This window comes from Paenibacillus sp. A3M_27_13 (genome assembly GCF_024213315.1).
Classification (GTDB): Bacteria; Bacillota; Bacilli; order Paenibacillales; family Paenibacillaceae; genus Paenibacillus; species Paenibacillus polymyxa_B.
In genome coordinates, this window is the sequence record NZ_JANAVE010000001.1 from 576,276 (window position 1) to 601,568 (window position 25,293).

Consider the following 25,293-nt stretch of genomic DNA (forward strand, 5'->3'; position numbering starts at 1 on the left):
CAGCCAGGCTGCTCTTGTCATACTTTTTATAAACGTCATGGTCTTCGCTTTAAGTTACCCTATACGGATTGTCCCATGCCATATGCTGGTTCAGCAGCCCATTTACGCAGCTTTAAGCATACATCTTCAATGGTAAGCCCTACTTCAGCACGCTGCTCTTTAATGGAGCCATGCTCCACGAACAGATCGGGAATCCCCATTAGGCGCACCTGCGCCTCTTGTATTTCGGCTTTGGCGTAAAATTCCAGTACAGCGCTACCCAAGCTTCCTGCTTCAGAAGCTTCTTCCAATACGATCAGCTTCGTATGCTGACGAGCCAGCTCACGCAACATATCCTCGTCCAAAGGCTTCAGGAAACGGGCATTCACTACGCCCACTTGCAACCCTTCACGTTTCATCGCCTCCGCAGCCTCTGTCGCCACCTGGAGCATCGGTCCTGATGCAATTACAGCAAAGCCCTCACCCTTACGCAGGAGCTCCCAACTGCCGATGGAAATAGCCTGTAATTCTTTATCCAACGGCACGCCAACCACATTAACACGCGGGTAACGATAAGCAATTGGACCGTCTTCATAGTCGAGCGCTGTTTTCATCATATGGCGTAGCTCGTTCTCATCCTTTGGCATCATAAGCACAAGATTCGGGATATGACGTAGGAATGCCACATCAAACACGCCATGATGAGTTTCCCCGTCAGCCCCAACAAAACCTGCACGGTCAATCGCGAACATTACGTTCGCATTATGACGACAGATATCATGCACAATCTGGTCATAAGCACGCTGCATAAAAGTGGAATACACCGCAAACACCGGTTTCAGCCCTTCCATTGCCAACGCAGCACACATGGTAGCTGCATGCTGTTCAGCAATGCCGACGTCAATCATACGGCTAGGAAACTCTTTACTAAACGGTACCAGTCCTGATCCACCAGGCATAGCAGGCGTGACCGCAACGATGCGCTCATCCTGCTCAGCCAGCTCAATCAGCGTTCGGCCGAAAATTTCCGTATACATCGGATTACCTACAGCTTTGAGTACCTGACCCGATTCAATCTTGTAAGGGCTGATTCCGTGCCATTTGTGTGAATCTGCCTCTGCAGGTTTATAGCCCTTGCCCTTGGTGGTTACGACATGCACCAATACAGGGCCAGTGACATTATCAGCCTGCTGGAAGGTTTCGATTAGCTTCGGCAAATCATGCCCGTCCACTGGACCGAGATACGTAAGTCCCAGTTCCTCAAACAGTACACCAGGCACCATCATATATTTAAGACTGTCCTTGACACGGCCAGCCGATTTGGCAAGTTTACCGCCGATCGCGGGTATTTTTTTCAGCAAGACTTCCAGCTCATCTTTTGCTCGCAAATAATGACGGTCCGAGCGGATTTTACTCAAATAATTATGCATGGCCCCCACATTAGGTGCTATGGACATTTCGTTGTCATTCAGAATGACCATTAAATTTTTGCGCTCATGTCCGATATGATTCAACGCTTCGAAGGCCATCCCCCCAGTCAACGCGCCGTCTCCGATCATTGCAATGACTTTATTGTCCTCGCCCTTCAAATCTCGAGCCAAAGCCATTCCCATTGCGGCCGACAGAGAAGTGCTGCTATGACCGGCTTCCCAAACATCATGCTCACTCTCGCTTCTTTTTACAAAACCACAAAGTCCATCACGCTGACGAAGTGTATCAAAACGATCCATTCGCCCTGTCAATATTTTGTGTACGTAGGCTTGGTGCCCAACGTCATAAATCATCTTGTCCTTCGGACTGTTATAGCAATAATGCAGGGCGATCGTGAGCTCAACCACTCCCAGATTCGATGCCAGATGCCCCCCAGTCACGGACAGCTTCTCAATCAAAAAGCTCCTGATTTCCTCGGCCAGAGAAGCCAACTCCTCAACCGACAGTGATTTCAGATCGCCTGGTTGCTTTATGTGTGGAAGCAGCACGCATATCTCCCCGCTTTCCTTCAAGTTTGTGTGTAAAGTTAACAAGTATTATATCACACTTTTTGACTGTGCTTAAACGCAGACAAGTCAAAACAGCTCTAAGGCAACTAATGATCACGCTTCATCAGGTAATCGGCTATCTCCAGCAAACGAGAAGAATCGGGAATACCGCTCTCTGTTATCACTTTTTTAGCAGATGCGGTGAGTTTCTCCACCTGCTGCAAAGATGCGTCCATACCAATGAAATACGGATAGGTAACCTTCTCCTGTTCAACATCACTTTGCGTTTTCTTACCCATTTTGCTCTCATCGCCTATGAGGTCCAGTATATCGTCCTGTATCTGAAAAGCCAGCCCCAAGTCTCGTCCAAAACGGCGAAGCGCCTCTAATTGACTCTTGTCCGCCCCACCAATCCGTCCACCTGCCAAGAGCGAGAAAATAATCAAATCAGCAGTTTTATGAAGATGGATATATTCCAGTTCCTCGATCCCCGTCATTCCTTGCTCGCCTGACATATCGGCAACCTGTCCGCCTACCATGCCCCGCGCGCCACTCATTTCGGACAAATCCTCGACAATGGACAATAGCGCATCGGATGAAACACCGTGACGCCGTCCTGCTTGCACAATGCTGTAAAAGGCATGGGTCAACAAAGCATCACCCGCAAGGACAGCAACCGCCTCGCCGTATACCTTATGATTCGTCAGCTTACCTCGCCGATAATCATCATCATCCATGGCTGGCAAGTCGTCATGAATGAGGGAGTACGTATGTACCATTTCTACCGCACATGCCACTGGCAGCGCAGCTTCCCTACTTCCACCGAATGCTTCAGCAGCAGCGATCACAAGCAGAGGCCGCAGCCGTTTTCCGCCTGCGGTAAGTGAGTAATTCATGGATTCTCGAAGAACAGCGGGAATGTTCCAATCGACCGGGAACTGCTCGATCAGTGCGGATGAAACTACATCCGTCGTCCCGGTCAAATATTCCTTGAACGACGGTCTATTCAAGCCCTTCACCGCCGTTTTCATCCAATCCACCGCCAAAAGGCTTCTTGCGCAAATCTCCATCCTCTTCCACGATCATTTCAATTTTACGTTCAACCTGCTCCAGCTTCTGACTGCAAAGCTGAGACAGCTTCATCCCCCGCTGGAACAAATCAATGGCTTGCTCCAGAGGAACGTCTCCATGCTCCAGTTGTCCGACAATTTCTTCAAGAGCGGCCATAGCCGCTTCAAAATTCAATTCCGTTTCATTCGCCACCGTGCTTCGCGTCCTCCTTCATTCCCCATACTTGGCAGTCCAACTGCCCATCACTTACTTTAATCTTGATGGAATCTCCCGGCTGTACGTCTTTGAGCGACTTAATTAGCCGTTTCTCCTGCTCATCGTATACCAAGCTATAGCCTCGGGCCATGACTTTGAGTGGGCTCAGCGCATCCAGCTGACGAATTCCCGTGTGCAACTGCTGCCGTCCCGTTTTCGTAATAGCACGCATCGCAGACTCCAGCTGACGTTGCGCCATATCCGTCTGCTTGCGTGCCGAACGAATTTGTTCACGCGGATTAAACCGCTCTAGTACCTGACGCATACGTGCGTTCTTTTCTGCGTTCAAACGCGAACGGTTACCCGCTGCGCGAATCAGCCGCTGATGCAGCATGTCCATTCGCTCTGCATGCTGTAGCATATAACGGCGTGGGTGCAGCAGAACTGGTGAACGCTGAAGCCTCGCCAAGCGTTCACGGCTGGTTTCCAGCCGCTGCCGGAGGGCGTTGCGCAACCGTTGCTCACGTTGGAGCAGCTGATCCCGTAGCTCTGCCTGATTAGGCACAGCCAACTCGGCTGCTGCGGTTGGCGTTGCCGCACGCAAGTCAGCCACAAAATCGGCAATAGTAAAATCCGTTTCGTGTCCAACTGCCGAAATAACCGGAATGACCGATTCGTAAATGGCGCGCGCAACCGCTTCCTCATTAAAAGCCCACAGTTCTTCCAACGAGCCACCTCCCCGTCCGACGATCATCACCTGAACCTCTTGCATACGATTCATAGCTTCAATTGCCTTGATTATCGAGGGTGCGGCACCTTTTCCTTGTACGAGCACAGGATACAACACAATTCCAGCCTGCGGGTATCGCCGTTGAAGTGTCGTAATAATATCACGCACAGCCGCTCCGGTCGGTGACGTAATCACGCCAATGGTTGCCGGATGGGCAGGGAGATTACGCTTACGAGCAGTATCAAACAGTCCCTCTGCATCCAGCTTTTGCTTGAGCTGTTCGTAAGCCAGATAAAGGCTTCCTATGCCGTCAGGCTGCATTTGAGTTGCATAAAACTGATATTGTCCATCTCGTTCGTACACGGATACGTTTCCCCGGGCAATAACACGCGTACCTTCTTTCGGTACGAAAGGGAGCCGCTGATTATGGGTTGCAAACATAATCGAACGTATGCGACTCCCCTCATCCTTGAGCGTAAAGTACATGTGACCACTCGAATGATGCGTAAAATTAGAAATTTCCCCGCGTATCCATACATCAGACAGCACCTGATCCGATTCCAGTTTCATCCGGATATAACGATTCAGGTCCTTTATAGAGTAAATACGTTGTTCAGCCACAGGCAGCTGCCCTTATGCCAAACCGTGCGACCGCTTGGCCGCTACAAGCGTATTTTGCATCAGCATCGTAATTGTCATCGGGCCTACTCCGCCGGGAACAGGCGTAATCGGACCAGACACTTGCTTCACGCTCTCAAAATCAACGTCCCCCGCCAACTTTCCGTTCTCCAGACGGTTCATCCCCACATCTATCACTACCGCTCCGGGCTTCACGAACGAAGCATCAATAAAGTTGGCTTTGCCGATCGCAACGACTAAGATATCCGCTTGTCGACTTAGATCCGCGATATTCGCTGTACGGGAGTGGCACATCGTAACCGTAGCATTTTCACGCTGCAACAATAAAGACACTGGCTTGCCTACGATATTACTGCGACCAATAACTACCGCATGTTTACCAGCTATCTCCACTCCAGCACGCTTGATTAACTCAATGACTCCAGCAGGAGTACAAGGCAATAGACTATCGTCACCGATGACCAAATTTCCTACGTTCACCGGATGAAATCCATCCACATCCTTCTCCACTGCAATCGCGTCAATGACAGCTTTTTCATGAATATGCTTTGGCAACGGCAGTTGTACCAAAATTCCATGGACAGTACTTTGATGGTTCAGCTTGTCCACCAGTTCCAGCAATGCTTCCTGCGAAGTATCTGCTGTTAACCGGTGAACCTCTGAGTAATAGCCGAGATCATGGCATGCCTTTTCCTTGTTTTTAACATATACCTGCGAAGCGGGATCTTCGCCTACCAATACAACAGCCAGTCCCGGCTGAAACCGGTGCTCTTTCAGACGAATGACCTCTTGCTGAATGCTTGCGCGAATATCCTGAGAGATTTGTTTACCATCAATGATCGGTGCTGACATGTTTATCCACTCTCCAACCTGATTCAGTAGTCTCTACTTAAAAACGTGCTTTCAATTGCTCCAGTTCTTGAATCACTCGTCCCAGTACACCATTAACAAATTTACCGGATTCCTCGGTACCAAAGTGCTTCGACAATTCAATCGCTTCATTAACAGCTACCTTAGCTGGAACATCCTCACGGAAAATCATCTCATATGCCGCAAGTCTCAAAATTTGACGATCTACACGTGAAAGTCTGCTGATCTGCCAGCCTTTAAGATAATCCACCAACAGCCCATCAATGGCTTCCTTGTGCTCCCACGTACCCCGCACATGCTCCAAAACATACGCTCTTAAAACTGCCGCGTTTTTAACGACAACTTCCGCTTCGTTTTCCTCAGCGGCTTCCTGAAGCAACATGTCCACGGCTGCTGCCGCATCCACTTCATTCATTTCCATATGGTACATACTCTGTACCGCTAATTCCCTCGCCAGACGTCTTTTCATGCCCTGCCTCCTACGCTTGCCTATATCTATTTTTCATTCTAACCAATTTCCACAAAAAAACCTGTGAACGCATCCTCCAAAACGTTGGGCGCAAAGAAGCTACAGCTCTATTTTGGAGAACACGTATCACAGGGTTCATTTAAAAGGACGCCAACGCTGCGACAACCAATCGCCCCATTCCTTCCAAGGGAGGAATGAACCAAGCGCTGAATCGCTACGTCTTCCTAGCGTATATCCGATGAACACCATCAATGCAAAGAACAACATATTCCAAAAGCCTGCCCACAAATAAATAAAACCGAAAAAAATACCAGCCGTGATCCCCATGATCCGGCCCTTGTAACTTCCCCATATTTCTTTCCAGGGCATCAGGGAAAATCACCTCTATTCCACACGACTCTTAAAGCTGGGTGACTGAGAAACATTAGCGATGTACACCGACACATTGGACACAGGAATTCCTGTAATTTCTTCCACATGATCGTGTACCCCCTTTTGTACCTCGGAGGTTAACACCGGAATGGAGCTTTCCCCGTCTACAACCGCCCGAATCGTAATATCAAGTCCCGATTCCAACACGCGAACGCGTGCTTTCAAATCCTGCATCCCGCGAAATCGGGAAGCTGCTTTGAGGCACAAATTTTCAATGGTGTCCACTGAAATCTGAATGTCACCATATTCCGTTCGTTGATCAATAGAATGCTGTACGGTTTGGTTCCGTCGAATAGAGATATAAAAAAAACGAAGACTCAATAACAACAGAACCCCTGCAATAATCAGGCTGGTAAACCACACCACTCGCTCATCCTCAATACTTAAAACATACGGAATGGCCCCGCTCAGGAGGAGGATGGCGAGAATGGAAATAATTCCGATACTTAAGCTGTACAAGAACAGCAGAAGTCTGTCCATAACTTTAGCCACGAAACGCACAGCCTCCTTAAATTAGAGTAAACCCTCGACCCATAAGGGTCGGGGGTTTGTACAAAGTATCGCTCTATTTAACCCGTCCGGCGCCCAGCACTTCCGGCTCTTCTACTTTTTCGGCACTTTTGAATTGAACATCATGAATTTGCACGTTCACTTCAACAACGTTAAGACCTGTCATGTTCTCAATCGAACGCTTAACATTATGCTGAATAGCAGCAGCCACCTCAGGCAGACGGTTACCGTACTCAATAATGACGGAGACGTCTACAGCAGCTTCACGCTGTCCGACTTCCACTTTTACACCTTTAGATAAATTTTTGCGGCCTAGCAATTCGGCAAACCCACCAGCAAATCCGCCACTCATTCCCGCAACGCCCGGTACCTCAACGGTAGCCAGTCCGGCAATGACTTCAATAACTTCTGGGGCAATTTGAATCTCCCCAATTTCTGTACGTTCGAATTCGGTTGGCACTGTGCTCATACCTTCAACACCTTTCGGTCAAAATAAGTTTCATTCCAGCTTTGGATTTCAAAGCAGACATGCTCACTTATTATCCATACTATATCATTTGGCGTTCATTATGACAAACTGAGGAAATATACCGATTAAACTTCGTTTTCCTCCAAAAATTTAATATCAAAATCGCCTTTAATAAAGGTAGGATGCTCTAGCAAGCGCTGATGAAAAGAAATCGTTGTGGGTATGCCCTCAATAGCAAACTCAGACAAAGCCCGCTTCATTTTGGCAATTGCATCTTGCCGTGTAGGTGCCCACACAATCAGCTTGGCGATCATAGAGTCATAATAAGGAGGAATGCTATAACCTGGATATGCTGCGCTGTCTACCCGTACTCCAGGACCGCCTGGAGGCAGATAAAATCCGATTTTACCCGGTGCAGGCATAAAATTACGATCCGGATCCTCAGCATTAATACGACACTCTATCGCCCAGCCATTGATGGTGACTTCTTCCTGCGTAAAGGAAAGCGGATGTCCTTCAGCGACAGAAATCATTTCCTTAATCAGGTCTACACCAGTAATCATTTCTGTTACTGGATGTTCTACCTGAATACGTGTATTCATTTCCATGAAATAGAAATTATTGTCCGGGCCAAGCAAAAATTCGAGAGTACCTGCACCAGAGTATTGAACGGCCAAAGCTGCACGAACAGCTGCCTGACCCATTTCTTCACGAACATCCTGCGATAGTACAGGACATGGTGCTTCCTCCAATAACTTCTGACGACGACGCTGCACAGAGCAGTCCCGTTCGCCCAAATGGGCAACATTACCATGCTTGTCCGCTATGATCTGTATTTCCACGTGTTTCATACCGGTCAAGTATTTTTCTAGGTAGACACCCGCATTGCCAAATGCTTTTTGCGCCTCCTGCTGAGCGGTAGTGATTTGCTGAATGAGGTTATCCTCATCTTCGGCGATACGAATACCTTTACCTCCGCCACCTGCTGTGGCCTTGATAATTACCGGATATCCGATATCACGTGCGATGCTGATCGCATCCTGCAAATCCTCAACCAGCCCGTCTGAACCCGGAATAACCGGAACTCCGGCATCCTTCATGGTCTGCTTGGCTACGGCCTTATCTCCCATTTTGTTAATGGCTTCAGGAGAAGGACCAATAAACGTAATATTACACGATTCGCAAATTTCAGCGAAGTCTGCGTTTTCCGCCAAAAATCCGTAACCTGGATGAATGGCATCACATTCAGTCAATGTAGCAACGCTCATCAGATTCGTAAAATTAAGGTAGCTGTCCTTAGATAGTGTCGGTCCGATACAGTAAGCCTCATCTGCGAGACGCACATGTAACGAATCCTTGTCAGCTTCCGAATATACGGCAACTGTCGAAATATTCATTTCGCGGCAAGCGCGAATGATACGAACCGCAATTTCTCCACGATTCGCAATCAATACTTTTTGAAATGTCATGACTTTATCCTCCCTGGGAGTAGTCTTGCCGAACCCTCAAAAGAGGGTTCAAACAAGCTTTTTACTCCGGTTTCACAAGGAACAATGGCTGGCCATACTCGACCAACTGTCCGTTTTCGGCCAAAATTTCCACAATTTCGCCCTTCACTTCAGCTTCCAGCTCGTTCATCAGCTTCATCGCTTCAATGATACATACCGTTGTTTTTTCGCCCACTTTGCTGCCGATACTCACATACGGAGCCGTATCCGGAGATGAAGAACTATAGAAAGTGCCTACCATCGGAGATACGATTTTATGTAGATTGCTTGCATATTCCCTCGATTCCCCAGCAGTTGCAAGTCCAACATCGGACTGTACTTGTGGATTTGGAATAACAGCTTGTGGTGCCACTGCATAAGCAGGTGTTGCCACAGGAGCCTGTACCGTAACGATCTCGCTTTTGCCCGGTTTCCGGATCAACAGGCGAGTTCCTTCATTTTCAATTTCAAGCTCATGCACAGACGTTTCATCCACCAGCTTGATCAATTCCTTAATCTCGCTTAATTTAAACATCTCTATTAATCACTCCTTCAGCATTTTGCCGGTTGCTGATAACATTGTTGAAACAGCTTTATGTATTATATCACAATCATTAAAAATAGAAAGAGCCCGGAATAATGCAGAAATCCGGGCTTTTTCGCGTTTTTTGTCTTATTGTGTAACATACTGGACACTGATCTTATCCTGCGTTACATTCAGTTCCTTCATGACTTTATCGACAATTGTTACCGCTTGCTTAGCATCCAATTTTTCACTCAGAACCACTACTTTGTATTTATCAGCATCTTCCTCACGGACGACCGCATTGGCGAACTGCTGCTGAAGCTCTTCTTCAATTCCAGTAATTTTAGCCTGCTTATCTTCAAGTACATGTAGTTCCTTTTGAGCCTCAGCAGCTTTCTTTGGTGTGCTGTCGTTCATTGCGGTAGTCAGTTCATCATTTTTCTTCTGATTTTCCACATCCCGTTCCAGCAAATAGTTGTCAATCACTGCTGCTGCTGTAGGTTGGGCAGCTTGATCGGTTGCCACTTGATCCAGTACCTGCTGGTCGGTTTTGGCTGTAGAGGTTGCTTTGTCGTCACTTTGTGCTGTCGCGTCCGTTTTAGTCGCAGTTGTGTTTTGATCGGATGTCGCCGGTTCAGTAGTAGGGGCAGCTGCCGTATCTTTATCGCCTTTTGAGTTTTCCGTTGTTGGATCAGTTGTGGAAGCCGTATCCGACTTTGTAGAAGTTGCCGATGCTCCATCAGTTACTTCTCCATTCGTCACTACTTCATTTACCTTCAGTTCGTTCAATTGTTCCTCTGCCTTCGTCGTTGCTTCCTGTGCGGCATCCTGCTTAACCTTGCTCACTTGCTCACTATCGGCTACTGGTGGATTTGCAGGGCTCGAGTCCTCCGTAAACAAATAATACGCAGACAGCACGACCATTAAACTCAGCATGGACACCAGCCAAACGGTTTGTCTTTTATTATTCATGTTCCGTCCTCCATATTCATTAATGGTTTAAAATATAAACTTCTTTGTTCCTCAATTCCATATTATCCCTGCTTGCGCGGTACGACTGAAATTTTGTAGGAAGGTACATTTAGTCCCTTCTGTACAGCATCGACAATTAGCTGCTTCACTGTAGGGTTTTCTGCCCCCATAGCCACAACAAGCACTCCCCTCACCTGCGGTTTTACTTTTTTTGTCACAATCGGGGTGTGCTGACCACCTGATGACTCATAGGTGACAATCTCGCCATCACGTGTATATTGAGTAGTGTGCCGTTGTCCACCATTGGCGTCCGTCTCGTTGTTCTCTTCCTGCATATCTTTTACATTGCGTTGAACGATAACTTCTTCGGTGGAATCTACCGTAACCATGACATCGACGGTTCCTACGCCAACAATCTGCTCCAGCATCTGTTTCATATTGTCCTCAAAAACCTTCTCGATCCCGGCAAAGGAACTTTCTTCACCTGTTGTTGTCTCTAATGTAGGCTCATTTTTCATCACGCCAGGCGGCTCACGCCCTACGTTTTCTGGATCGACCTTTTTCACATTAACGAATGAATTAAAAAGCATGATCGCTACACCGATAAGGCCAAGTATAAGCAGCCAACGAAATGAGTTGAATCTTTTCGCCCCATCCGCCCCTCCACCCAGCCATCGCTCCAGCTTTTTCAGCCATTTGCTCATTTCTGCTCACCTCCTGTTACCATTCATGTGTTCCATCCTGCGAAGAAACCACCTGAACATTTTTGCTGTCTATCCCCCATTTTTCACGTAGAAGTCCTGTAATTAAGTCAAAAGCTTTCGTATCCGTTGGTTTTCCGTCCTCAGCAGTTTTATCAGGATTACGATCATCTTCTCGCGTTCCTTCATTAAAATCTGAAGTTTTTGTATGTGTCGGCTCCACACGAATATTCACTGTCTTTTCGGCCACAGGCTCCACCATAATCGGCTTAGCATCTGCACCAGGCGAGACGTCTGTGTTTTTCTTTTCTTTTTCTGGCTGCTGCTCCGCCAATTTGACCACTACCGACTGGACACCCGTTCCTGCCTCCAGCCCCGATTCCTTCTGTTGAATCTTTGCAAGGGTAACCTGGACCGACTGAATTGCTAACCCAGTATACTGTTCCAATTGTCCTTTCATTTCCTTAGCTACCTCTTTGCCAGCCCATTGCATGGAGCTTTGTTCTTGCTGTTGCTTTAACTGGCTGCCTTTTGCCAAAATCTCCTCCAATGTCGGTTCCCTCTTGCCTGTCTCAGCCTGACGTTGAAGATCCAATGCTCGCCCTAAAACCTCGGAGGGGCTGCTGCTCAGTAAGCGCACGACCGGAGACAGCAACGTCAGCAGAATAAGCAGGCTGAGAACGAGTTTGACATACCTTTCCATAGATCGGCTCGGTAAGATCATATCGACAAAAGAAGCCAGCAACACGATTAGCACCAGTTCCTTAAGCCAACCTCCCAGCCAGGTCACGTCACTCCCCTCCCCCCTTGTTGGTTTACGTGCATTGGTTCACCTCATCATGACCGTCATATTTCCTGCTGCGAGCATGATTGTAATCGCAAGGAAGGACATTAAACCCACTGCCGCCAGTGCCGCGAAAACATAAATCATGCTCTTGCCGATCGCATCGAGACATTCCACAATAGGCGTATCACCCAAAGGCTGCATGATCGCTGCTGTCACTTTATAAATGAGAGCCAGTGTCAGAATCTTGAGAGCAGGAAATGCGCACAGGAACAAAATAATAATGACTCCTACCAGACCAATGGCATTTTTAACGAGCAGCGAAGCCGAAATGACTGTATCTGTCGCATCTGCCAACGCCTTGCCGACCACCGGAACAAAGCTACCTGTAATATATTTGGCTGTGCGGATCGTTAATCCGTCAGTAACTGACGATGTCAAGCCTTGTACCGAAATGACTCCTAGAAATATGGTCAGCAACACTCCCAGCACTGCTACTCCAGCGTTCCGCAACAGATCGGCTAGCTGGGTCAGTTTGTATTTGCCTGTCAGCGAGTTGACCAAGTAGAGCACAGCCGAGAAAAACAGTAGCGGGAAAACCAGCGTATGAATGACTGTTCCGACTGTGTTGATCATAAATACAATCAGCGGGTGGGTCACCGAAACTGTTACGACGTTACCCATCGAGGCTAACATGGTAAACAACAAAGGCAACATTGCCATCATGAAGTGAATCATGCTATCAATCGCTTCTTTGGCATAACCAATCGCTACACTAAAGCTATTAATCGCCAGAATGATAATGACCATGTATACGATAGCGTAGGCCACTTTGCTGACCTGTTTGCTTTCAAAAGCACTTTGCAGCGTTTCCAGCACCATACTCATAATGCTGAGCATGACGATGGTGACGAGCAACTTGGCATTTACCCGGATTTCATGGATGAAAAAATCAGCTATAGCGCTCAATACACCCTTTATGCTGAACCCTTCACCGCCTGGAAGCAGCATGTCCATGAAGGAAGGCGTTTTCTGATCAGGGAAAAATCCGCCGTATTGCTGCATGAGCCCGTCCCAATAATGTTCTACTTCATCTTTGGGCATTTGCTCCGCCTGCTGTCTGATCCATTCGTTTGTCGGTGTATCTGCAAAGAGGACCGCAGCTGAGGCACACCAGAGACATAGCAGCAACATTGCAATTACTTTGAGATTCGGCATGCCCCCTAGCCTTTTCATGGCATCACCCCCTCAGGCGGGCATCAGCTTCAGAATGGTATCAATAATAATGCTGATAATCGGGATTGCGAGCACCATAATGAGTACCTTTCCGGTAAGCTCAATTTTGGAAGCAATCCCGTCTTGTCCTGCATCCCGAACGATTTGCGCTCCAAATTCAGCAATATAAGCGATACCGATTATTTTCAATACGGTTTTAAAATAGATCATATCCATGCCTGAAGACCGGGCCAGTCGCTCCAGTACAGCAACCACAGATCCGATCTTGCCAATCAGCAGCAAAAAAATGACGATTCCCGCAGCTGTTGCAATCAAAAAGGCAAACATCGGCTTCTGTTCCTTAATGACTAAAATGAGGACTGTGGCAATGAGGGCGAAGCCCACCACCTGAATGATTTCCATGTGTCCACCTACTGAAAAAGAAAGATAGATTTGATCTCTTGCAGAAGGTTATCCAGCATTCGCACCACCATGAACAGGACCACGACGAAACCAATGACCGTTACCCAGTGGGCCATGTCTTCTTTGCCCATTTGCTTTAATACGGTATGAATCATAGCGATAATAATGCCAATTCCGGCAATCTGGAAAATTGCGTTCACTTCTAAATTCATTCGAGCACCCCGCTAATAGATCAAAATGACGATCAATGCTCCGATCAGCAGTCCCAGGCTCCTGCTCATACGCTCGTACCTCACCTGATCTGCCTGCGCCTGCGCTTCCTCATGGGATAACTGTTGGATGGTCAGCGCAATGTGCTTGATCTGGTCTTCACGGTCGCTGGTTCCAAGACTGTAAGCAAGCTGCCGCATCGCTTCCTTCTCGGCTTGCTTCATAGAGGAACGGTTCCACGAGTCTTCAATAGCTTTATGCAAGCTTTCTCTGGCAGTCAGGCCAAAAGAGGGGTGCATCCAGCGTGAGGCTTGCTGAAACAGAGTGCGCAGCGGCTCTCGCAAGGGCTCTCCTGTCTTGGCGAAAGCATCTGGTAGCGGAGACACCCCGTAGGAAACCTCGGTGGTCAATCTTTGCAGCGCAAGAATCAACTCCCTGATTTGCCGCGGCCTCATCGCAAACTGCCTTGCCCGCTGCCAGCCTGCCAGCGTAGCGGCCAGTATAACCAAGGCTGCACCCAGCAGCTTAAGCATAGGAGATGCCCCCATTCTGCCCTTCTCCAGGCAGTGTAAGCCTGCGCTGCTTGGCATCTGCCAGCCGAAATGAGACGCCCCGGCTCGTCCGCTCCAGCATGACGTAGAGTTGAAACAGCTCTTGTCCTGTAGTTAATCCAGCAAACGCAGACCGGGTCGCCATTTCAGCCACATCGCGACCATGTGCGGAAGCAATGACTGCAATGCCTGCATGAAGCGCTTCGCGCACCGCCTCCGCATCTTCCGGTCGTCCGATTTCATCAACAATGAGGACATCCGGTGACATCGAGCGGATCATCATCATCATGCCTTCTGCTTTCGGACATCCGTCCAATACATCGGTGCGAGGCCCGACATCAAAACCGGGGATACCTTTGTGACTACCAGCGATCTCAGAGCGTTCGTCTATAATGCCTACCTTGAGTCCATTCCGTCGCCCTCCGTTGCTTTCCATCCCTCCGTAACTGAGTTGCCGAGCCAAGTCCCTAAGCAGTGTCGTTTTGCCATGCTGAGGAGGGGACAAAATGAGGGTGTGCCGGATTTTCCCGGACATTCGATCTGCTACATAAGGCAATATCCGATCAGCTATGCCGGGAATTGCACGAGCAATTCTTACATTAAAGCTGCTTATATCCCTCAAATGCTCCACTCGTCCTCGGTTGAGCACGGTTCTCCCTGCCAAGCCAATACGATGACCGCCAGGGATCGTAATAAACCCTTTACGAAGCTCCTCTTCCATGGTATACAGGGAATGATTGCTGATAAAATCCAGCAGTCGGTGGGCATCCTCACGGTCAGGCTTATAGGCTTCCACATGGTTCAAAGTCAGCCGACCAGCAGACGTTACAAAATGATGATCACCATTTGCATTAATTTCCAACGGCCTTCCTTCCCTGACCCGGATTTCTTCCAGTTGCTTAAATACCGTTTCTGGAAGCCTTCCGAGTATACCGTGCAACGGTTCGGGAAATAACTCCAGCCATTCCATACCGATGCCGCCCCCTCACAGTTGTCCTTTTTCTTTAAGACAAGTCTATGGTTGACTCTCGCTTTTTATGCCGAAAATATATTGAAAACCTAGGCAAACTTTTGCTAACTCCTATCAACACTCAACAGACCTTTCTCCCGCTTGTTTAAGCACCATTCTCTAATTCGCACAAATAAAAAAGGGCCTCTCAAAGCCTTGTCAGCTAAGGGATACCCTTGGGTAGAAAAGATAGATTCAGCAAAAAAAGAGGCTGCCCCTCAGTCTAACTCTCGCTGATGGAACAACCTCTTAACCTACTGCTATATTCTATGATTTATCAAACTATAAATAGAGGGCCTGTATCAACCTTTACCTATCATAAGCATCGTTCACATTAGACATATTCAGTGTCTAGATCTCACGTTGCAGTTATTAACGACGGTCCTGCGGTCCACCCACAAACGCTTGCTCCTCGGTGTCCAGGTTATAAGCTGTATGCAACGCCTGAATAACCTCATGAAGTTTACCTGCTTCAATTACACACGATACTTTGATCTCAGATGTGCTTACCATTTTAATGCTAACGCCTTGCTCTGCCAGTACGGCAAACATTTGCGCAGCAACACCCGGATGGCTAACCATTCCTGCACCTACAATGGACACCTTCACCAGGTTTTCCTCAGACGTTACTTCACGGTACGGAAGCTCTCCACGAATACCTTCCAGCGTCTTCAGTGCTGCTTCACGATCCGTCAGAGCTACTGTAAAGGAGAAATCCGCTTTACCAGCTTCAACCCCGCTCTGTACAATAATGTCTACATCAATTTTGGCTACCGCCAGTGTTCCAAATACTTTCGCCAGTACACCGGGGATATCGGCGACGCCTAAAATACTGATTCTTGCTACATTTTTATCATATGCAATCCCACTGACTACAACGCCTTGTTCCATTACTGCATCCTCCTTTACGACCGTTCCTTCATTATGGTTAAAACTGGACCGCACAATCAGCGGTACCCGGTTATGTTTGGCATATTCTACCGCACGAGGATGCAATACAGCTGCACCCAAATTAGCTAATTCCAGCATTTCATCATAAGAAATTTCTTTTAACTTACGAGCAACCTTCACGATCCGTGGATCTGTTGAATATATGCCGTCCACATCCGTGTAAATTTCACAGGCGTCCGCTTGAATCGCCGCCGCCAGCGCAACCGCCGTCGTATCAGATCCACCACGTCCCAGCGTCGTAATGTCTCCCTCTGCAGACATCCCTTGGAAACCAGCTACAACAACGATCTTGTTGCTGCTCAGTGCATCCAGCACACGCTGAGGTTGAATATCCGTAATCCGTGCTCGACCAAAGTCAGATTCAGTACGGAAACCAGCCTGCCATCCCGTAAACGATACCGCTTCATGACCCAACTGCTGAATAGCCATCGACAACAAGGCGATTGAAATTTGCTCACCTGTCGTCATCAACATATCCAGCTCACGTGCAGGCAACTGCTCATTCAACAATTTGGCCTGGTCAATCAGTTCGTCTGTCGTGTCTCCCATTGCGGAAACGACCACTACACATTGATGCCCTTCACTCTGTTTCTCCACAACGCGTTTTGCCACGCGTTTCATGCGCTCCGTGTCACCGACGGAACTGCCTCCGAATTTCATGACATACAAAGACAACGATATTCACTCCCTCAGACTCAACAGTATGTAACCTTGAGATGGCACCAAACGACTTGAACGTGACATCCTGCGGCATAACTTTAGTACAGTATAATACGAAAGTGCTGTACGGAGCCATTGTTTTTTAATATTAGTGCTTATAAAAATATCCCCTGCCCTTAACAAGGACAGAGGAAATCTAAAAGCTGCAAAATTTATGCGCGGGAAATGTATTTACCATCGCGTGTATCAATCAGCAATACGTCGTCCTGGTTGATAAACAATGGAACCTGAACGTTCAGCCCTGTTTCAACTTTTGCATTTTTAGTAGCACCTGTAGCGGTGTTACCTTTAATACCCGGCTCAGTGTCAATAACCTTCAGCTCTACGCTGTTAGGCAGGTTAATCCCGAGAATTTCACCATTATAGCTAATGATGTTTACATTCATGTTTTCTTGCAGGAAGTTAAGTTCCCATTTCAGTTGATCGCTGGAAAGTGTGAATTGATCGTAGGTTTCGTTATCCATGAATGTATGCTCGTCTGCGCTCGCATAGAGGTAAGACACACCACGGTTTTCAATTTGCGCGCGGCCGATCGTTTCACCCGCACGGAATGTACGTTCAACAGTGTTGCCGTTACGCAGGTTTTTAAGCTTGGAGCGCACGAATGCCGCACCTTTACCCGGTTTTACGTGTTGGAAATCCAGCACCGTAAAAATATCTCCGTCTACCTCGACGGTCAATCCTGTTTTAAAATCATTAACGTTAATCACTAAAATACCCCTCCTACAGGACTGTTATCGTTATTAAACGACTGTAAATTCTTTGCTCGAATGTGTTAATACCTTGATGCCGCTATCTGTAATAACGATATCATCCTCGATCCGTACACCGCCCAATCCAGGCACATAAATACCTGGCTCGACCGTTACAACCATGCCCGGCTCCAGAATATCATCGCTTGCCTTAGACAGGCGTGTAGATTCATGTACTTCCAGACCCAGACCATGACCTGTACTGTGACCGAAATTGTCTCCATAGCCATGGCCAGCAATAATATCCCGGGTCAGTGCATCCGCTTCACGGCCTGTCATGCCCGGCTTAATATGTTCGAGTGCGTGAAGCTGCGCCTTAAGCACAATATCGTAGATCTCACGCAACTGAGGCGCTAAATCCCCTTGTGTAGCCACTGTACGTGTCAAATCGGAGCAGTAGCCATCCAGCAACGCACCAAAATCAAACGTAATTAGCTCGCCTGCTTGTACTAACTTAGCACTGGCTACGCCATGAGGCAATGCCGAACGAACCCCGGAAGCCACAATTGTGTCAAATGAAGAGGATGTAGCTCCCTGCTTGCGCATGAAGAATTCCATTTCCAGATCCAGCTCACGCTCGCTGACACCCGGCTTGATGTAAGGTAAAATGTGTGCAAATGTAGCATCTGCCAAATCCGCTGCCCGCTGCATCACTTCCAGCTCTTCTGCATCCTTGTACACCCGTAGCTTCTCCACAATGCCCGACACTGGAACCAGTGAAATAGGTGACAAATCTTCGCTATAAGCTTTATGCGTCGCAACAGTTACAGCGTCTTGCTCGAAGCCTGTTTCGCTGATCTGATGGGAAGACAGCAATTCTTTCACCGTTTCCATGACCTGTGCAGCGTGCTGCACCACCGTGAAGCCTTCGGCTTGTTCGGTCGCTTGCGTCATATAGCGAAAGTCAGTCAGCAAATAGCTATGGGATTCCGTAATCAGCACATAACCCGCCGAACCTGTGAAGCCTGTCAAATATCGACGATTGACAGGGCTAGTAATTAGCATAGCCCGCAGATTATGCTCGCCCAGCGCCTGCCGCAGCTTTAACACCCGGTCATTCTTCATCTTTCATTCCGCTCCCCTCTGTCAAATAACCAAATGCTATTTTAACACAGGGGATAGGCGCTTGAGAAGTTTTTGTTACGTTCAGCCCTCAGCTTTCTCAGGCTCGCGCTTTCTTTCATCCGTATACTCGACAGCAACGGTATATCCGATAAATAGTCCCCACAGTATAAACACACAAATTTCCGTATATAAGGAATTCCATGTTAACCGATCAGGAGCATTCATCATTCCTAGCTTAGGACCTGTTAATACAAATAAAACAACCCACCAAATCAGACCATACACAATTCCTGGTATAGGACCCTTAAATCTGCGCAGCAACAGAGTGTACACCAGTGAAGCTACGACGGATAATCCAATAAAAAAAAGTAGCCCTACCAGATGTCCCGCCATCGTGTTCATAAACGAATGCTTGAAAAAAGGCTCTGCGAGAAAGCCAGGCGCTACTACCGTAAAGTGCAACTTATAAAACAGCCAGCGCAGCAATCCCCAGAGTAAACCCGCAAAAAAACCCAACTCAAGTGCAAAAGGAATGAGAGGCGTATGTATTTTGCCTGACTGCTGCCTGCCTCTACCACTGTCGTTATGATGACGTTGATCCTGAGATCCGCGAGACTGCTCCTGTTCATGTCCTATCTTGGGTATAGAGTAGGTTTCACTCATGTTGTTTAATCCCCTTTCAATATGCAAACTTTTCCCATCGTAAAGACAATTGCAATCGGAAATGCATGTACGTCCATCGGATTCTGCATTCCATTTTGCTAGGTAGTATGCTCCAAGGGGGAATAGTTTAACAATGAACAGGAATGCTGAATAATGGCAGCTTTCCAATTGAGGGTACGGACCCGTTTTTTACATTGACAAAATTTCAATCCTCTATCATAATATAATGATGAAAATGATAATCATTATCATTTCCTAAAAACATATATACGGGAGAACGCTTCTATGAAAAAGGGATTAATCGGGATTTTATTGTTAATGGTTTTTACGCTCACTCTGGCAGGTTGCGGAGCAGCCGACAAAGCATCGGATAAAGATCAGACAGCCACGTCGGGTAGCAAACCGACTGACACAGCGACTGGTCCTGTGACGGTAAAGCATAATCGTGGTGAGGTCACGCTCAACAAGCCCGCACAGCGTGTCGTAGTGCTGGAATGGACATTTACAGAGGATTTGATTGCGCTGGGCGTTCAGCCGGTTGGTAATGCAGACAATGCCAACTACAAGGTGTACGTGACACCGGAGGCGGCTCTCGATAGTAGCGTGGTCGATGTCGGCACGCGTAACGAGCCGAATCTGGAAGCGATTGCTGCATTGAAGCCGGATCTGATCATTTCAAATGTTGATGGAAATGAGGCTATCTATGAGCAACTCAAGGCCATCGCTCCAACGATCGAATATAATCTGAACGATGGTAACGGCTACGATCATGATAAAATGGTAGAAATTTTTAATAGCATCGCAGGTGCTCTTGGAAAAGAAGACAAAGCTAAGCAGGTGCTTGCCGAACTGGATCAGCATTATGCTGAAGCCAAAGAAAAGCTCACCGCTGCTGGCAAGTCGGATTATCATTATATACTGACACAGGCTTTCACTTCGCAAAATGCGGCCAGCCTTCGTATGTTTTCAGATAACTCAGTCGTCGTGGCAACACTGGCGAAGATCGGCATGATTAACGATTGGAAACCGAGCAAAGTTGAACAGTATGGCTTTTCAACCGTAGGCATTGAAGCTCTGTCTGCCGTTCAGGACAGCAACTTTATCTATATTGTTCAGCCGGACGATAATGTTTTCGGCGCACCCATGAAAAATAATTCGGTCTGGAATGGTCTAAATTTCGTTAAAGAAAAACGTACCTATTCACTGAGCGGTACGACATGGACATTTGGCGGCCCCCTCTCTTCAAAAGGGCTGGTTGACCAGGTTGTCGGGGCAATTACGCAATAAGTTGTCTCCAAATATTCATTCGGTTTTATAATGAGTAGCATTTATGTGAGCAGTCTGAGCTCCATAAATGCTTTTTTTATAAGCCTGTGGCATGAGCTTTCTCCACGATAAGAATTTCTACCTTCTCCGTTAAAAGCAGAATCTTAGCTTGGAGTGGCCTAATTACTACACTCAGTTTCATCTAACTAGATATTCCCTTCCAAATTCGATACAATATACAAAAAAGCATGTATTAAGAGAGGTGAGACGGTTGTCACAAGCATCCAAGCCTGTGAGCTACGGCGGTCAGGCAGTCATTGAAGGTGTCATGTTCGGCGGCAAGCGTGTCAATGTCACGGCAGTTCGCCGCAAAACTGGCGAAATCACATATTTGGAAGTACCACGCAAGGAGCAATCCTGGGTATCCAAATTCCGCAGAATTCCTTTATTGCGGGGGATTGTAAGCATCATCGACTCCAGCGCCAAGGGTACCAAGCATTTAAACTATTCAGCCGATGCGTATGCTGATGATGAAGTAGATCCGGAAGAACGCGCTGAGCAAAAGAAAAAAGAAGAATCTCGCTGGAGTCTGAGTATGATGATCGGTGTGGCGGCAGTCGGTATTTTGTCATTCCTGTTTGGCAAAATTGTATTGACTCTCGTTCCGGTTATTGTAGAGAATTTCCTGTTCGGAAGCTTGTTTCACAGCCAAATTTTGCATAACCTCGCAGAAGGAGCTATTAAGCTGATTCTGCTACTGGCTTATTTGTGGAGTATTTCCCAAACTCCGTTAATTAAGCGACTGTTTCAATATCACGGCGCAGAGCATAAAGTAATTACAGCATTCGAAGCAGGGGAAGAACTAACCCCGGCCAATGTACAAAAATACAGCCGTCTGCATTACCGCTGCGGTAGTAGCTTTATTATGCTGACCGTGATCATCGGAGTACTTGTCTATTCCCTATTTACCTACGATAATCTGTGGGAGCGCATGGGGCAACGGCTTCTACTGCTTCCGATCGTACTGGGGCTTTCTTTTGAATTTCTCAAGCTGACCAATGCTCTTCGTGAAATTCCGGTACTTCGTTATTTAGGTTACCCCGGTCTGTGGCTGCAACTACTTACCACCAAAGAACCGACTGATGATCAAGTGGAGGTATCCATTGCCTCATTTAAGCGTATGCTTGAATTGGATGCTGAGTTGGAAAACGTACCTGTAAAGGAGACCTTCAACAGTCCGGTCCTTGATCCTGTGAAAGGATGAGTGAATAATGAACAGACATGCCGTTATTTTCTGGCTTACCCTTGCTTTGGGTGCATATGGGATTGTGGATATGCTATGGAGAGGAAGCTGGGGCTTTCTCATGAGTTTACTAATTCCCGTCCTTGTTTTTGCAGTTATATTTCTGCTATACAAATACCTGCCAGGGCAACGCAATCGTACTCCCAAAATCAAACCCTCTGTGCGCACCATGGCCAAAACAGCCAACGCACGTAAGCAGCAGACTACAGGCAAGCGCAAAGCGTATCCTTTTCATGTAATTGAAGGTTCCAAGGGCAAAAATGAAGAAGAACAACCTAAATATCATTAATGATAATCATCCTTTAAAATGTAGCAGAAAGGAGCCATCACCCGCGTATTCAAATATGACCGGGAAGAGGCTCCTTTTTTACACCCTTTTAAATTAACTTTAACTGCGAGTTAGTGTTTATTTCATAGCGTACATGGTATCCTTCATCAATTGGTACTTGCTATACTGCTGCTGGTAAGAAGTGATGCTCCATTTGTGGAAAAAAGCATCCCCTGCCTGCACACCGGAAGCATACAACAAATCACTTTGCTCTGTAGAAATGTTAAATTGTGCAGTGCGGATACCCAATGTTGGAATTTTAATCGTCCGATACCGATTCTCCTGCTCAATATATCGTTCATCGTGTGCTGATAGCATGGTATCAAAAATAGCCTGCAGCATGGTCAATGGACCCCGTATATAAGAAACTTTGGTCTCCGTCCCCGTTTTGCCCACCATTTGAAACCCTACCGTTGGAATCGTTTTGGCCTCACGTTCATTTACAGGCTCATCAAAAAGCCACAACGGCAAATTGCTTAGTAAAGCCCCATCAACTACAAATACAAATTGCTGAGAAAAAGTCTTTCCCTTGGCAAGTGCAGAATCAAGCCTTAACATAACAGGATCAAAAAAATAAGGGATACTTGTGCTCATCCGAATGGCTTTAGCTACCTCCAGTGAAGAGGGATTGATACCAAAACGTTTGATATCCTCAGGAAGCACCAGAATGCGTCCATTCGTGATATCTGATGCAATAATGCGCAGTTTGCCAGGAGGTAAATCCGCGAACGTACGCACTCCCTTAGCTCGTAACAGCTCACGTACCCAGTGCTCCAGTGCCTCCCCTGAGTAGAGCCCTTTTTTAAGAAAGATACGAGTTGCTGGTCCAACCCACTTAATATTGAACACTGGAGAACGTCGTAACAACTTGACCAAGGGGGTTTTCTCAATTACGGCTTTCATTTCATCCGCAGAGTATCCCGCAGCCAATAAAGCAGCTACAATAGCACCTGATGATGTACCTGCCAAACGATTGAATACAATTCCATGCTCCTCCGCAGCCTTAACTGCACCCGCCAGCGAAATTCCCTTAACCCCTCCACCCTGGAACACAGCATTGATCAGCATAGATCAAAAAACCTCCGTTCTCTTGGGAGTAAGCAGTTCTACTGCTTATGTATGAGAACGGAGGCCCAAATAGAACCTATATGATCCAATTTATATCACATTTGATAATAATTTTGAAGAAGCTGAATGAGTCCGTATGGATTTTTACGCAAATGCTGTGCACTAAAGTAAATATCCCCTTTGACCTGTTTATAATCTTCGTTCAGTTCAAGCTGCTTAATTAGCTCTTGAGCCGTTTGCCAGCCCTTTTCAGGGGTGCCGATCTTATAAGGAGAATGACCGATATACAGCTTAACATCTGAGTTTTTGACCTCATTGGACCACCATGCGACAAGCTTGTCATATCCCGCCGCCGGGAAACCGATACTCCAGTAAATTTGTGGAGCTACATAATCAATCCATTCTTTGTTAATCCAGGTTCTTACATCCGCAAACGTCGTATCATACGCTGTAACGCCTGCCTTCGTGTCTGAACCCGTTAAGTCCTGAGATTTGTTACGCCATACCCCAAATGGACTAATCCCGAATTGAACTTTTGACTTGCTGGCATGAATGCTTTTGCCCAAATCTCGAACAAAACTGTTCACATTATCTCTCCGCCAGTCGCCCTTGTTAGAGATTTTGTTGGCATTATATGCTTTAAAGGTCGCATCATCATCAAAAGTCCCGCTGTAAGGATAAAAATAATCGTCCAAATGGACGCCGTCAATATCATATCCGCTCACGACCTCCATAATCGCCGCAATGACATGCTGACGTGCAGCCGGAATTCCTGGATTGATGTACAATTGGCTACCATTCTTAACAATCCAGTCCGGATGTTGATTAGCCACATGGTTTGCAGCCAAACCGCTGGTTGTTCCTGTAGAATTCGCACGGAACGGATTAAACCAGGCATGGAATTCCATCCCTCGCTTATGCGATTCGCTAATCATAAATTTCAAGGGATCGTAGCCTGGATTTTTACCTTGGGTGTTGGTCAAATACTTGCTCCATGGTACAAGACTCGATGGATAGAGCGCATCACCGCTGGCACGAACCTGAACAAATACCGCATTGATGCCCATCCCCTGCAAATCATCGAGCATTTTAGTAAACTCCTGCTTTTGCTTCTCTGAGCTGCTTCGGGCAGCGGAAGAAGGCCAATCTCCGTTAATGGTAGAAATCCATGCTCCACGCATGGAAGTTGAAGCCTTTACCTGAACAACATTTGCCTGTGAAGAACTTGAACCGTCCTCACTAGTAGACGTTGACGGTGAAGTGACAACCGCCTGCTCATCATCGATGGCTCCCTGATCTGTACTTACACTCTCCTGATTGCCAGATGCAGGCGTATCTGATATAGAGCCGCTGCTTCCTGCAGAAGTGTTCCCGCCAGTAGAGACACCTTCCTTACCACTGCTTAACGTAATAACTCGCTCTGAAGCTTGCCAATCCACTTTTAATCCCAACTCTTCCCCAACAAAACGCAGAGGCACCATGACTCTCCCGCTTGTCATACGGGCAGATGCATCCAGTCGAACTGACTTGCCATTCACCGTAGCGCTTTGTGCACCGTTCTCCATAGATATATTTTTGTTCTGTGCTGTAATCGTTACCGTACCGGACGATTCCGACCAGTTGACCTGAGCGCCCAATCCCTCACTAATCACTCGCAAAGGAACCATCGTAACATTGGCTCCCTGTACAATATACGGTGACGCGTCACTTTGCAGGGACTGTCCGTCCAATATAATTTCAATATTACCAGTTGGAGCTGCTTGAACTCCAGGAACGATGGCAGTCTGCACTGCTAAGAGTAGGCCAGCAGCCAATGCCACTATTTTCTTTCGATTCATATTATTACAATCCTCCGCTAACCCTGTTAATTTTAACCCCTATCTTGTCCTGCTATATAATGGATAGACGCTAATAACCGGATATTTGTTGCGGTCGGGACAAATAAAAAAGCATCGT

At 47.1% G+C, this 25,293-nt stretch carries 28 protein-coding genes; 3 read left to right on the plus strand and 25 right to left on the minus strand.

What is annotated here, in order from left to right:
- Window positions 1–59: 59 nt before the first annotated feature.
- The 23 genes from dxs to NLX82_RS02825 form a co-directional block, all read right to left on the minus strand.
- Window positions 60–1,958, minus strand: a complete 1,899-nt coding sequence (gene dxs, locus NLX82_RS02715) for a 1-deoxy-D-xylulose-5-phosphate synthase (RefSeq protein ID WP_023989244.1) — start codon at window positions 1,956–1,958, stop codon at window positions 60–62.
- Window positions 1,959–2,065: 107 nt separating this feature from the next.
- A complete protein-coding gene (locus NLX82_RS02720) occupies window positions 2,066–2,989 on the minus strand; it encodes a polyprenyl synthetase family protein (RefSeq protein ID WP_068941553.1) in 924 nt (307 codons plus the stop codon).
- Window positions 2,961–3,221, minus strand: coding sequence for an exodeoxyribonuclease VII small subunit (gene xseB / locus NLX82_RS02725; RefSeq protein ID WP_013310814.1), 261 nt, complete (start codon window positions 3,219–3,221; stop codon window positions 2,961–2,963). The genes NLX82_RS02720 and xseB overlap by 29 nt, the downstream gene beginning before the upstream one ends.
- A complete protein-coding gene (gene xseA / locus NLX82_RS02730; protein WP_076264824.1) occupies window positions 3,211–4,575 on the minus strand; it encodes an exodeoxyribonuclease VII large subunit in 1,365 nt (454 codons plus the stop codon). Before xseA ends, xseB begins: the two co-directional genes overlap by 11 nt.
- A gap of 12 nt (window positions 4,576–4,587) precedes the next feature.
- Window positions 4,588–5,445 (minus strand): bifunctional methylenetetrahydrofolate dehydrogenase/methenyltetrahydrofolate cyclohydrolase FolD, encoded by an 858-nt coding sequence (folD, locus tag NLX82_RS02735; protein WP_076264823.1) that lies wholly within the window; start codon window positions 5,443–5,445, stop codon window positions 4,588–4,590.
- A gap of 37 nt (window positions 5,446–5,482) precedes the next feature.
- Entirely contained in the window at window positions 5,483–5,932 is a 450-nt protein-coding gene (gene nusB, locus NLX82_RS02740) for a transcription antitermination factor NusB (protein ID WP_013310817.1), read from the minus strand.
- Window positions 5,933–6,067: 135 nt separating this feature from the next.
- The gene (locus NLX82_RS02745) at window positions 6,068–6,301 is read right to left on the minus strand and encodes a DUF2273 domain-containing protein (protein WP_023989248.1); all 234 of its coding nucleotides are present in this window, start codon (window positions 6,299–6,301) and stop codon (window positions 6,068–6,070) included.
- Between the two features lie 15 nt (window positions 6,302–6,316).
- Window positions 6,317–6,856: an alkaline shock response membrane anchor protein AmaP gene (gene amaP / locus NLX82_RS02750; protein ID WP_013310819.1), complete on the minus strand. Its 540-nt coding sequence runs from the start codon at window positions 6,854–6,856 to the stop codon at window positions 6,317–6,319.
- A gap of 73 nt (window positions 6,857–6,929) precedes the next feature.
- Window positions 6,930–7,343: an Asp23/Gls24 family envelope stress response protein gene (locus NLX82_RS02755; protein WP_028540595.1), complete on the minus strand. Its 414-nt coding sequence runs from the start codon at window positions 7,341–7,343 to the stop codon at window positions 6,930–6,932.
- Between the two features lie 125 nt (window positions 7,344–7,468).
- Entirely contained in the window at window positions 7,469–8,812 is a 1,344-nt protein-coding gene (accC, locus tag NLX82_RS02760) for an acetyl-CoA carboxylase biotin carboxylase subunit (RefSeq protein WP_023989250.1), read from the minus strand.
- A 61-nt stretch (window positions 8,813–8,873) separates the two neighbouring features.
- The gene (gene accB / locus NLX82_RS02765) at window positions 8,874–9,365 is read right to left on the minus strand and encodes an acetyl-CoA carboxylase biotin carboxyl carrier protein (protein WP_023989251.1); all 492 of its coding nucleotides are present in this window, start codon (window positions 9,363–9,365) and stop codon (window positions 8,874–8,876) included.
- Window positions 9,366–9,503: 138 nt separating this feature from the next.
- Complete coding sequence (locus NLX82_RS02770) at window positions 9,504–10,328, minus strand: SpoIIIAH-like family protein (protein ID WP_023989252.1); 825 nt, start codon at window positions 10,326–10,328, stop codon at window positions 9,504–9,506.
- Window positions 10,329–10,390: 62 nt separating this feature from the next.
- Window positions 10,391–11,032, minus strand: a complete 642-nt coding sequence (gene spoIIIAG / locus NLX82_RS02775) for a stage III sporulation protein AG (protein WP_023989253.1) — start codon at window positions 11,030–11,032, stop codon at window positions 10,391–10,393.
- Window positions 11,033–11,048: 16 nt separating this feature from the next.
- Window positions 11,049–11,819, minus strand: coding sequence for a stage III sporulation protein AF (spoIIIAF, locus tag NLX82_RS02780; protein WP_023989254.1), 771 nt, complete (start codon window positions 11,817–11,819; stop codon window positions 11,049–11,051).
- 39 nt (window positions 11,820–11,858) lie between these two features.
- The gene (gene spoIIIAE, locus NLX82_RS02785; RefSeq protein WP_023989255.1) at window positions 11,859–13,049 is read right to left on the minus strand and encodes a stage III sporulation protein AE; all 1,191 of its coding nucleotides are present in this window, start codon (window positions 13,047–13,049) and stop codon (window positions 11,859–11,861) included.
- Between the two features lie 12 nt (window positions 13,050–13,061).
- On the minus strand, window positions 13,062–13,451 hold the full coding sequence (gene spoIIIAD, locus NLX82_RS02790; RefSeq protein WP_013310826.1) for a stage III sporulation protein AD: 390 nt from the start codon (window positions 13,449–13,451) through the stop codon (window positions 13,062–13,064).
- A gap of 8 nt (window positions 13,452–13,459) precedes the next feature.
- On the minus strand, window positions 13,460–13,663 hold the full coding sequence (gene spoIIIAC, locus NLX82_RS02795; protein ID WP_010345636.1) for a stage III sporulation protein AC: 204 nt from the start codon (window positions 13,661–13,663) through the stop codon (window positions 13,460–13,462).
- A gap of 12 nt (window positions 13,664–13,675) precedes the next feature.
- Entirely contained in the window at window positions 13,676–14,194 is a 519-nt protein-coding gene (spoIIIAB, locus tag NLX82_RS02800) for a stage III sporulation protein SpoIIIAB (RefSeq protein WP_023989256.1), read from the minus strand.
- On the minus strand, window positions 14,187–15,182 hold the full coding sequence (spoIIIAA, locus tag NLX82_RS02805; protein WP_023989257.1) for a stage III sporulation protein AA: 996 nt from the start codon (window positions 15,180–15,182) through the stop codon (window positions 14,187–14,189). Before spoIIIAA ends, spoIIIAB begins: the two co-directional genes overlap by 8 nt.
- A 411-nt stretch (window positions 15,183–15,593) precedes the next feature.
- Window positions 15,594–16,847, minus strand: coding sequence for an aspartate kinase (locus NLX82_RS02810; protein WP_254347459.1), 1,254 nt, complete (start codon window positions 16,845–16,847; stop codon window positions 15,594–15,596).
- Between the two features lie 197 nt (window positions 16,848–17,044).
- Window positions 17,045–17,602, minus strand: a complete 558-nt coding sequence (efp, locus tag NLX82_RS02815) for an elongation factor P (protein ID WP_023989259.1) — start codon at window positions 17,600–17,602, stop codon at window positions 17,045–17,047.
- 33 nt (window positions 17,603–17,635) lie between these two features.
- On the minus strand, window positions 17,636–18,709 hold the full coding sequence (locus NLX82_RS02820; RefSeq protein WP_053325698.1) for a M24 family metallopeptidase: 1,074 nt from the start codon (window positions 18,707–18,709) through the stop codon (window positions 17,636–17,638).
- Between the two features lie 81 nt (window positions 18,710–18,790).
- The gene (locus NLX82_RS02825; RefSeq protein WP_023989261.1) at window positions 18,791–19,372 is read right to left on the minus strand and encodes a YqhR family membrane protein; all 582 of its coding nucleotides are present in this window, start codon (window positions 19,370–19,372) and stop codon (window positions 18,791–18,793) included.
- A 285-nt stretch (window positions 19,373–19,657) separates the two neighbouring features.
- On the opposite strand from NLX82_RS02825, the gene NLX82_RS02830 reads away from it, so the two are divergent.
- The 3 genes from NLX82_RS02830 (at window position 19,658) to NLX82_RS02840 (ending at window position 22,230) form a co-directional block, all read left to right on the plus strand.
- A complete protein-coding gene (locus NLX82_RS02830; RefSeq protein ID WP_023989262.1) occupies window positions 19,658–20,659 on the plus strand; it encodes an ABC transporter substrate-binding protein in 1,002 nt (333 codons plus the stop codon).
- 250 nt (window positions 20,660–20,909) lie between these two features.
- The gene (locus tag NLX82_RS02835) at window positions 20,910–21,902 is read left to right on the plus strand and encodes a DUF1385 domain-containing protein (protein ID WP_023989264.1); all 993 of its coding nucleotides are present in this window, start codon (window positions 20,910–20,912) and stop codon (window positions 21,900–21,902) included.
- 7 nt (window positions 21,903–21,909) lie between these two features.
- The gene (locus NLX82_RS02840; RefSeq protein ID WP_023989265.1) at window positions 21,910–22,230 is read left to right on the plus strand and encodes a hypothetical protein; all 321 of its coding nucleotides are present in this window, start codon (window positions 21,910–21,912) and stop codon (window positions 22,228–22,230) included.
- 117 nt (window positions 22,231–22,347) lie between these two features.
- On the opposite strand, the gene NLX82_RS02845 is transcribed toward NLX82_RS02840, so the two are convergent.
- Together NLX82_RS02845 and NLX82_RS02850 are read right to left on the minus strand one after the other, a co-directional pair.
- Window positions 22,348–23,337: a patatin-like phospholipase family protein gene (locus tag NLX82_RS02845; protein ID WP_069079990.1), complete on the minus strand. Its 990-nt coding sequence runs from the start codon at window positions 23,335–23,337 to the stop codon at window positions 22,348–22,350.
- Between the two features lie 95 nt (window positions 23,338–23,432).
- Complete coding sequence (locus tag NLX82_RS02850) at window positions 23,433–25,175, minus strand: family 10 glycosylhydrolase (RefSeq protein WP_069079991.1); 1,743 nt, start codon at window positions 25,173–25,175, stop codon at window positions 23,433–23,435.
- Window positions 25,176–25,293: the final 118 nt, after the last annotated feature.

Excerpts from the sequence above, each read along its gene's own strand:
- NLX82_RS02720 (WP_068941553.1), bottom strand. The coding sequence starts at position 2,989 with ATGAAAACGGCGGTGAAGGGCTTGAATAGACCGTCGTTCAAGGAATAT.
- folD (WP_076264823.1), bottom strand. The coding sequence starts at position 5,445 with ATGTCAGCACCGATCATTGATGGTAAACAAATCTCTCAGGATATTCGC.
- nusB (WP_013310817.1), bottom strand. The coding sequence starts at position 5,932 with ATGAAAAGACGTCTGGCGAGGGAATTAGCGGTACAGAGTATGTACCAT.
- NLX82_RS02745 (WP_023989248.1), bottom strand. The coding sequence starts at position 6,301 with ATGCCCTGGAAAGAAATATGGGGAAGTTACAAGGGCCGGATCATGGGG.
- NLX82_RS02755 (WP_028540595.1), bottom strand. The coding sequence starts at position 7,343 with ATGAGCACAGTGCCAACCGAATTCGAACGTACAGAAATTGGGGAGATT.
- accC (WP_023989250.1), bottom strand. The coding sequence starts at position 8,812 with ATGACATTTCAAAAAGTATTGATTGCGAATCGTGGAGAAATTGCGGTT.
- accB (WP_023989251.1), bottom strand. The coding sequence starts at position 9,365 with ATGTTTAAATTAAGCGAGATTAAGGAATTGATCAAGCTGGTGGATGAA.
- NLX82_RS02770 (WP_023989252.1), bottom strand. The coding sequence starts at position 10,328 with ATGAATAATAAAAGACAAACCGTTTGGCTGGTGTCCATGCTGAGTTTA.
- spoIIIAG (WP_023989253.1), bottom strand. The coding sequence starts at position 11,032 with ATGAGCAAATGGCTGAAAAAGCTGGAGCGATGGCTGGGTGGAGGGGCG.
- spoIIIAE (WP_023989255.1), bottom strand. The coding sequence starts at position 13,049 with ATGAAAAGGCTAGGGGGCATGCCGAATCTCAAAGTAATTGCAATGTTG.
- spoIIIAD (WP_013310826.1), bottom strand. The coding sequence starts at position 13,451 with ATGGAAATCATTCAGGTGGTGGGCTTCGCCCTCATTGCCACAGTCCTC.
- spoIIIAC (WP_010345636.1), bottom strand. The coding sequence starts at position 13,663 with ATGAATTTAGAAGTGAACGCAATTTTCCAGATTGCCGGAATTGGCATT.
- spoIIIAB (WP_023989256.1), bottom strand. The coding sequence starts at position 14,194 with ATGCTTAAGCTGCTGGGTGCAGCCTTGGTTATACTGGCCGCTACGCTG.
- spoIIIAA (WP_023989257.1), bottom strand. The coding sequence starts at position 15,182 with ATGGAATGGCTGGAGTTATTTCCCGAACCGTTGCACGGTATACTCGGA.
- NLX82_RS02820 (WP_053325698.1), bottom strand. The coding sequence starts at position 18,709 with ATGAAGAATGACCGGGTGTTAAAGCTGCGGCAGGCGCTGGGCGAGCAT.
- NLX82_RS02825 (WP_023989261.1), bottom strand. The coding sequence starts at position 19,372 with ATGAGTGAAACCTACTCTATACCCAAGATAGGACATGAACAGGAGCAG.
- NLX82_RS02830 (WP_023989262.1), top strand. The coding sequence starts at position 19,658 with ATGAAAAAGGGATTAATCGGGATTTTATTGTTAATGGTTTTTACGCTC.
- NLX82_RS02840 (WP_023989265.1), top strand. The coding sequence starts at position 21,910 with ATGAACAGACATGCCGTTATTTTCTGGCTTACCCTTGCTTTGGGTGCA.
- NLX82_RS02845 (WP_069079990.1), bottom strand. The coding sequence starts at position 23,337 with ATGCTGATCAATGCTGTGTTCCAGGGTGGAGGGGTTAAGGGAATTTCG.
- NLX82_RS02850 (WP_069079991.1), bottom strand. The coding sequence starts at position 25,175 with ATGAATCGAAAGAAAATAGTGGCATTGGCTGCTGGCCTACTCTTAGCA.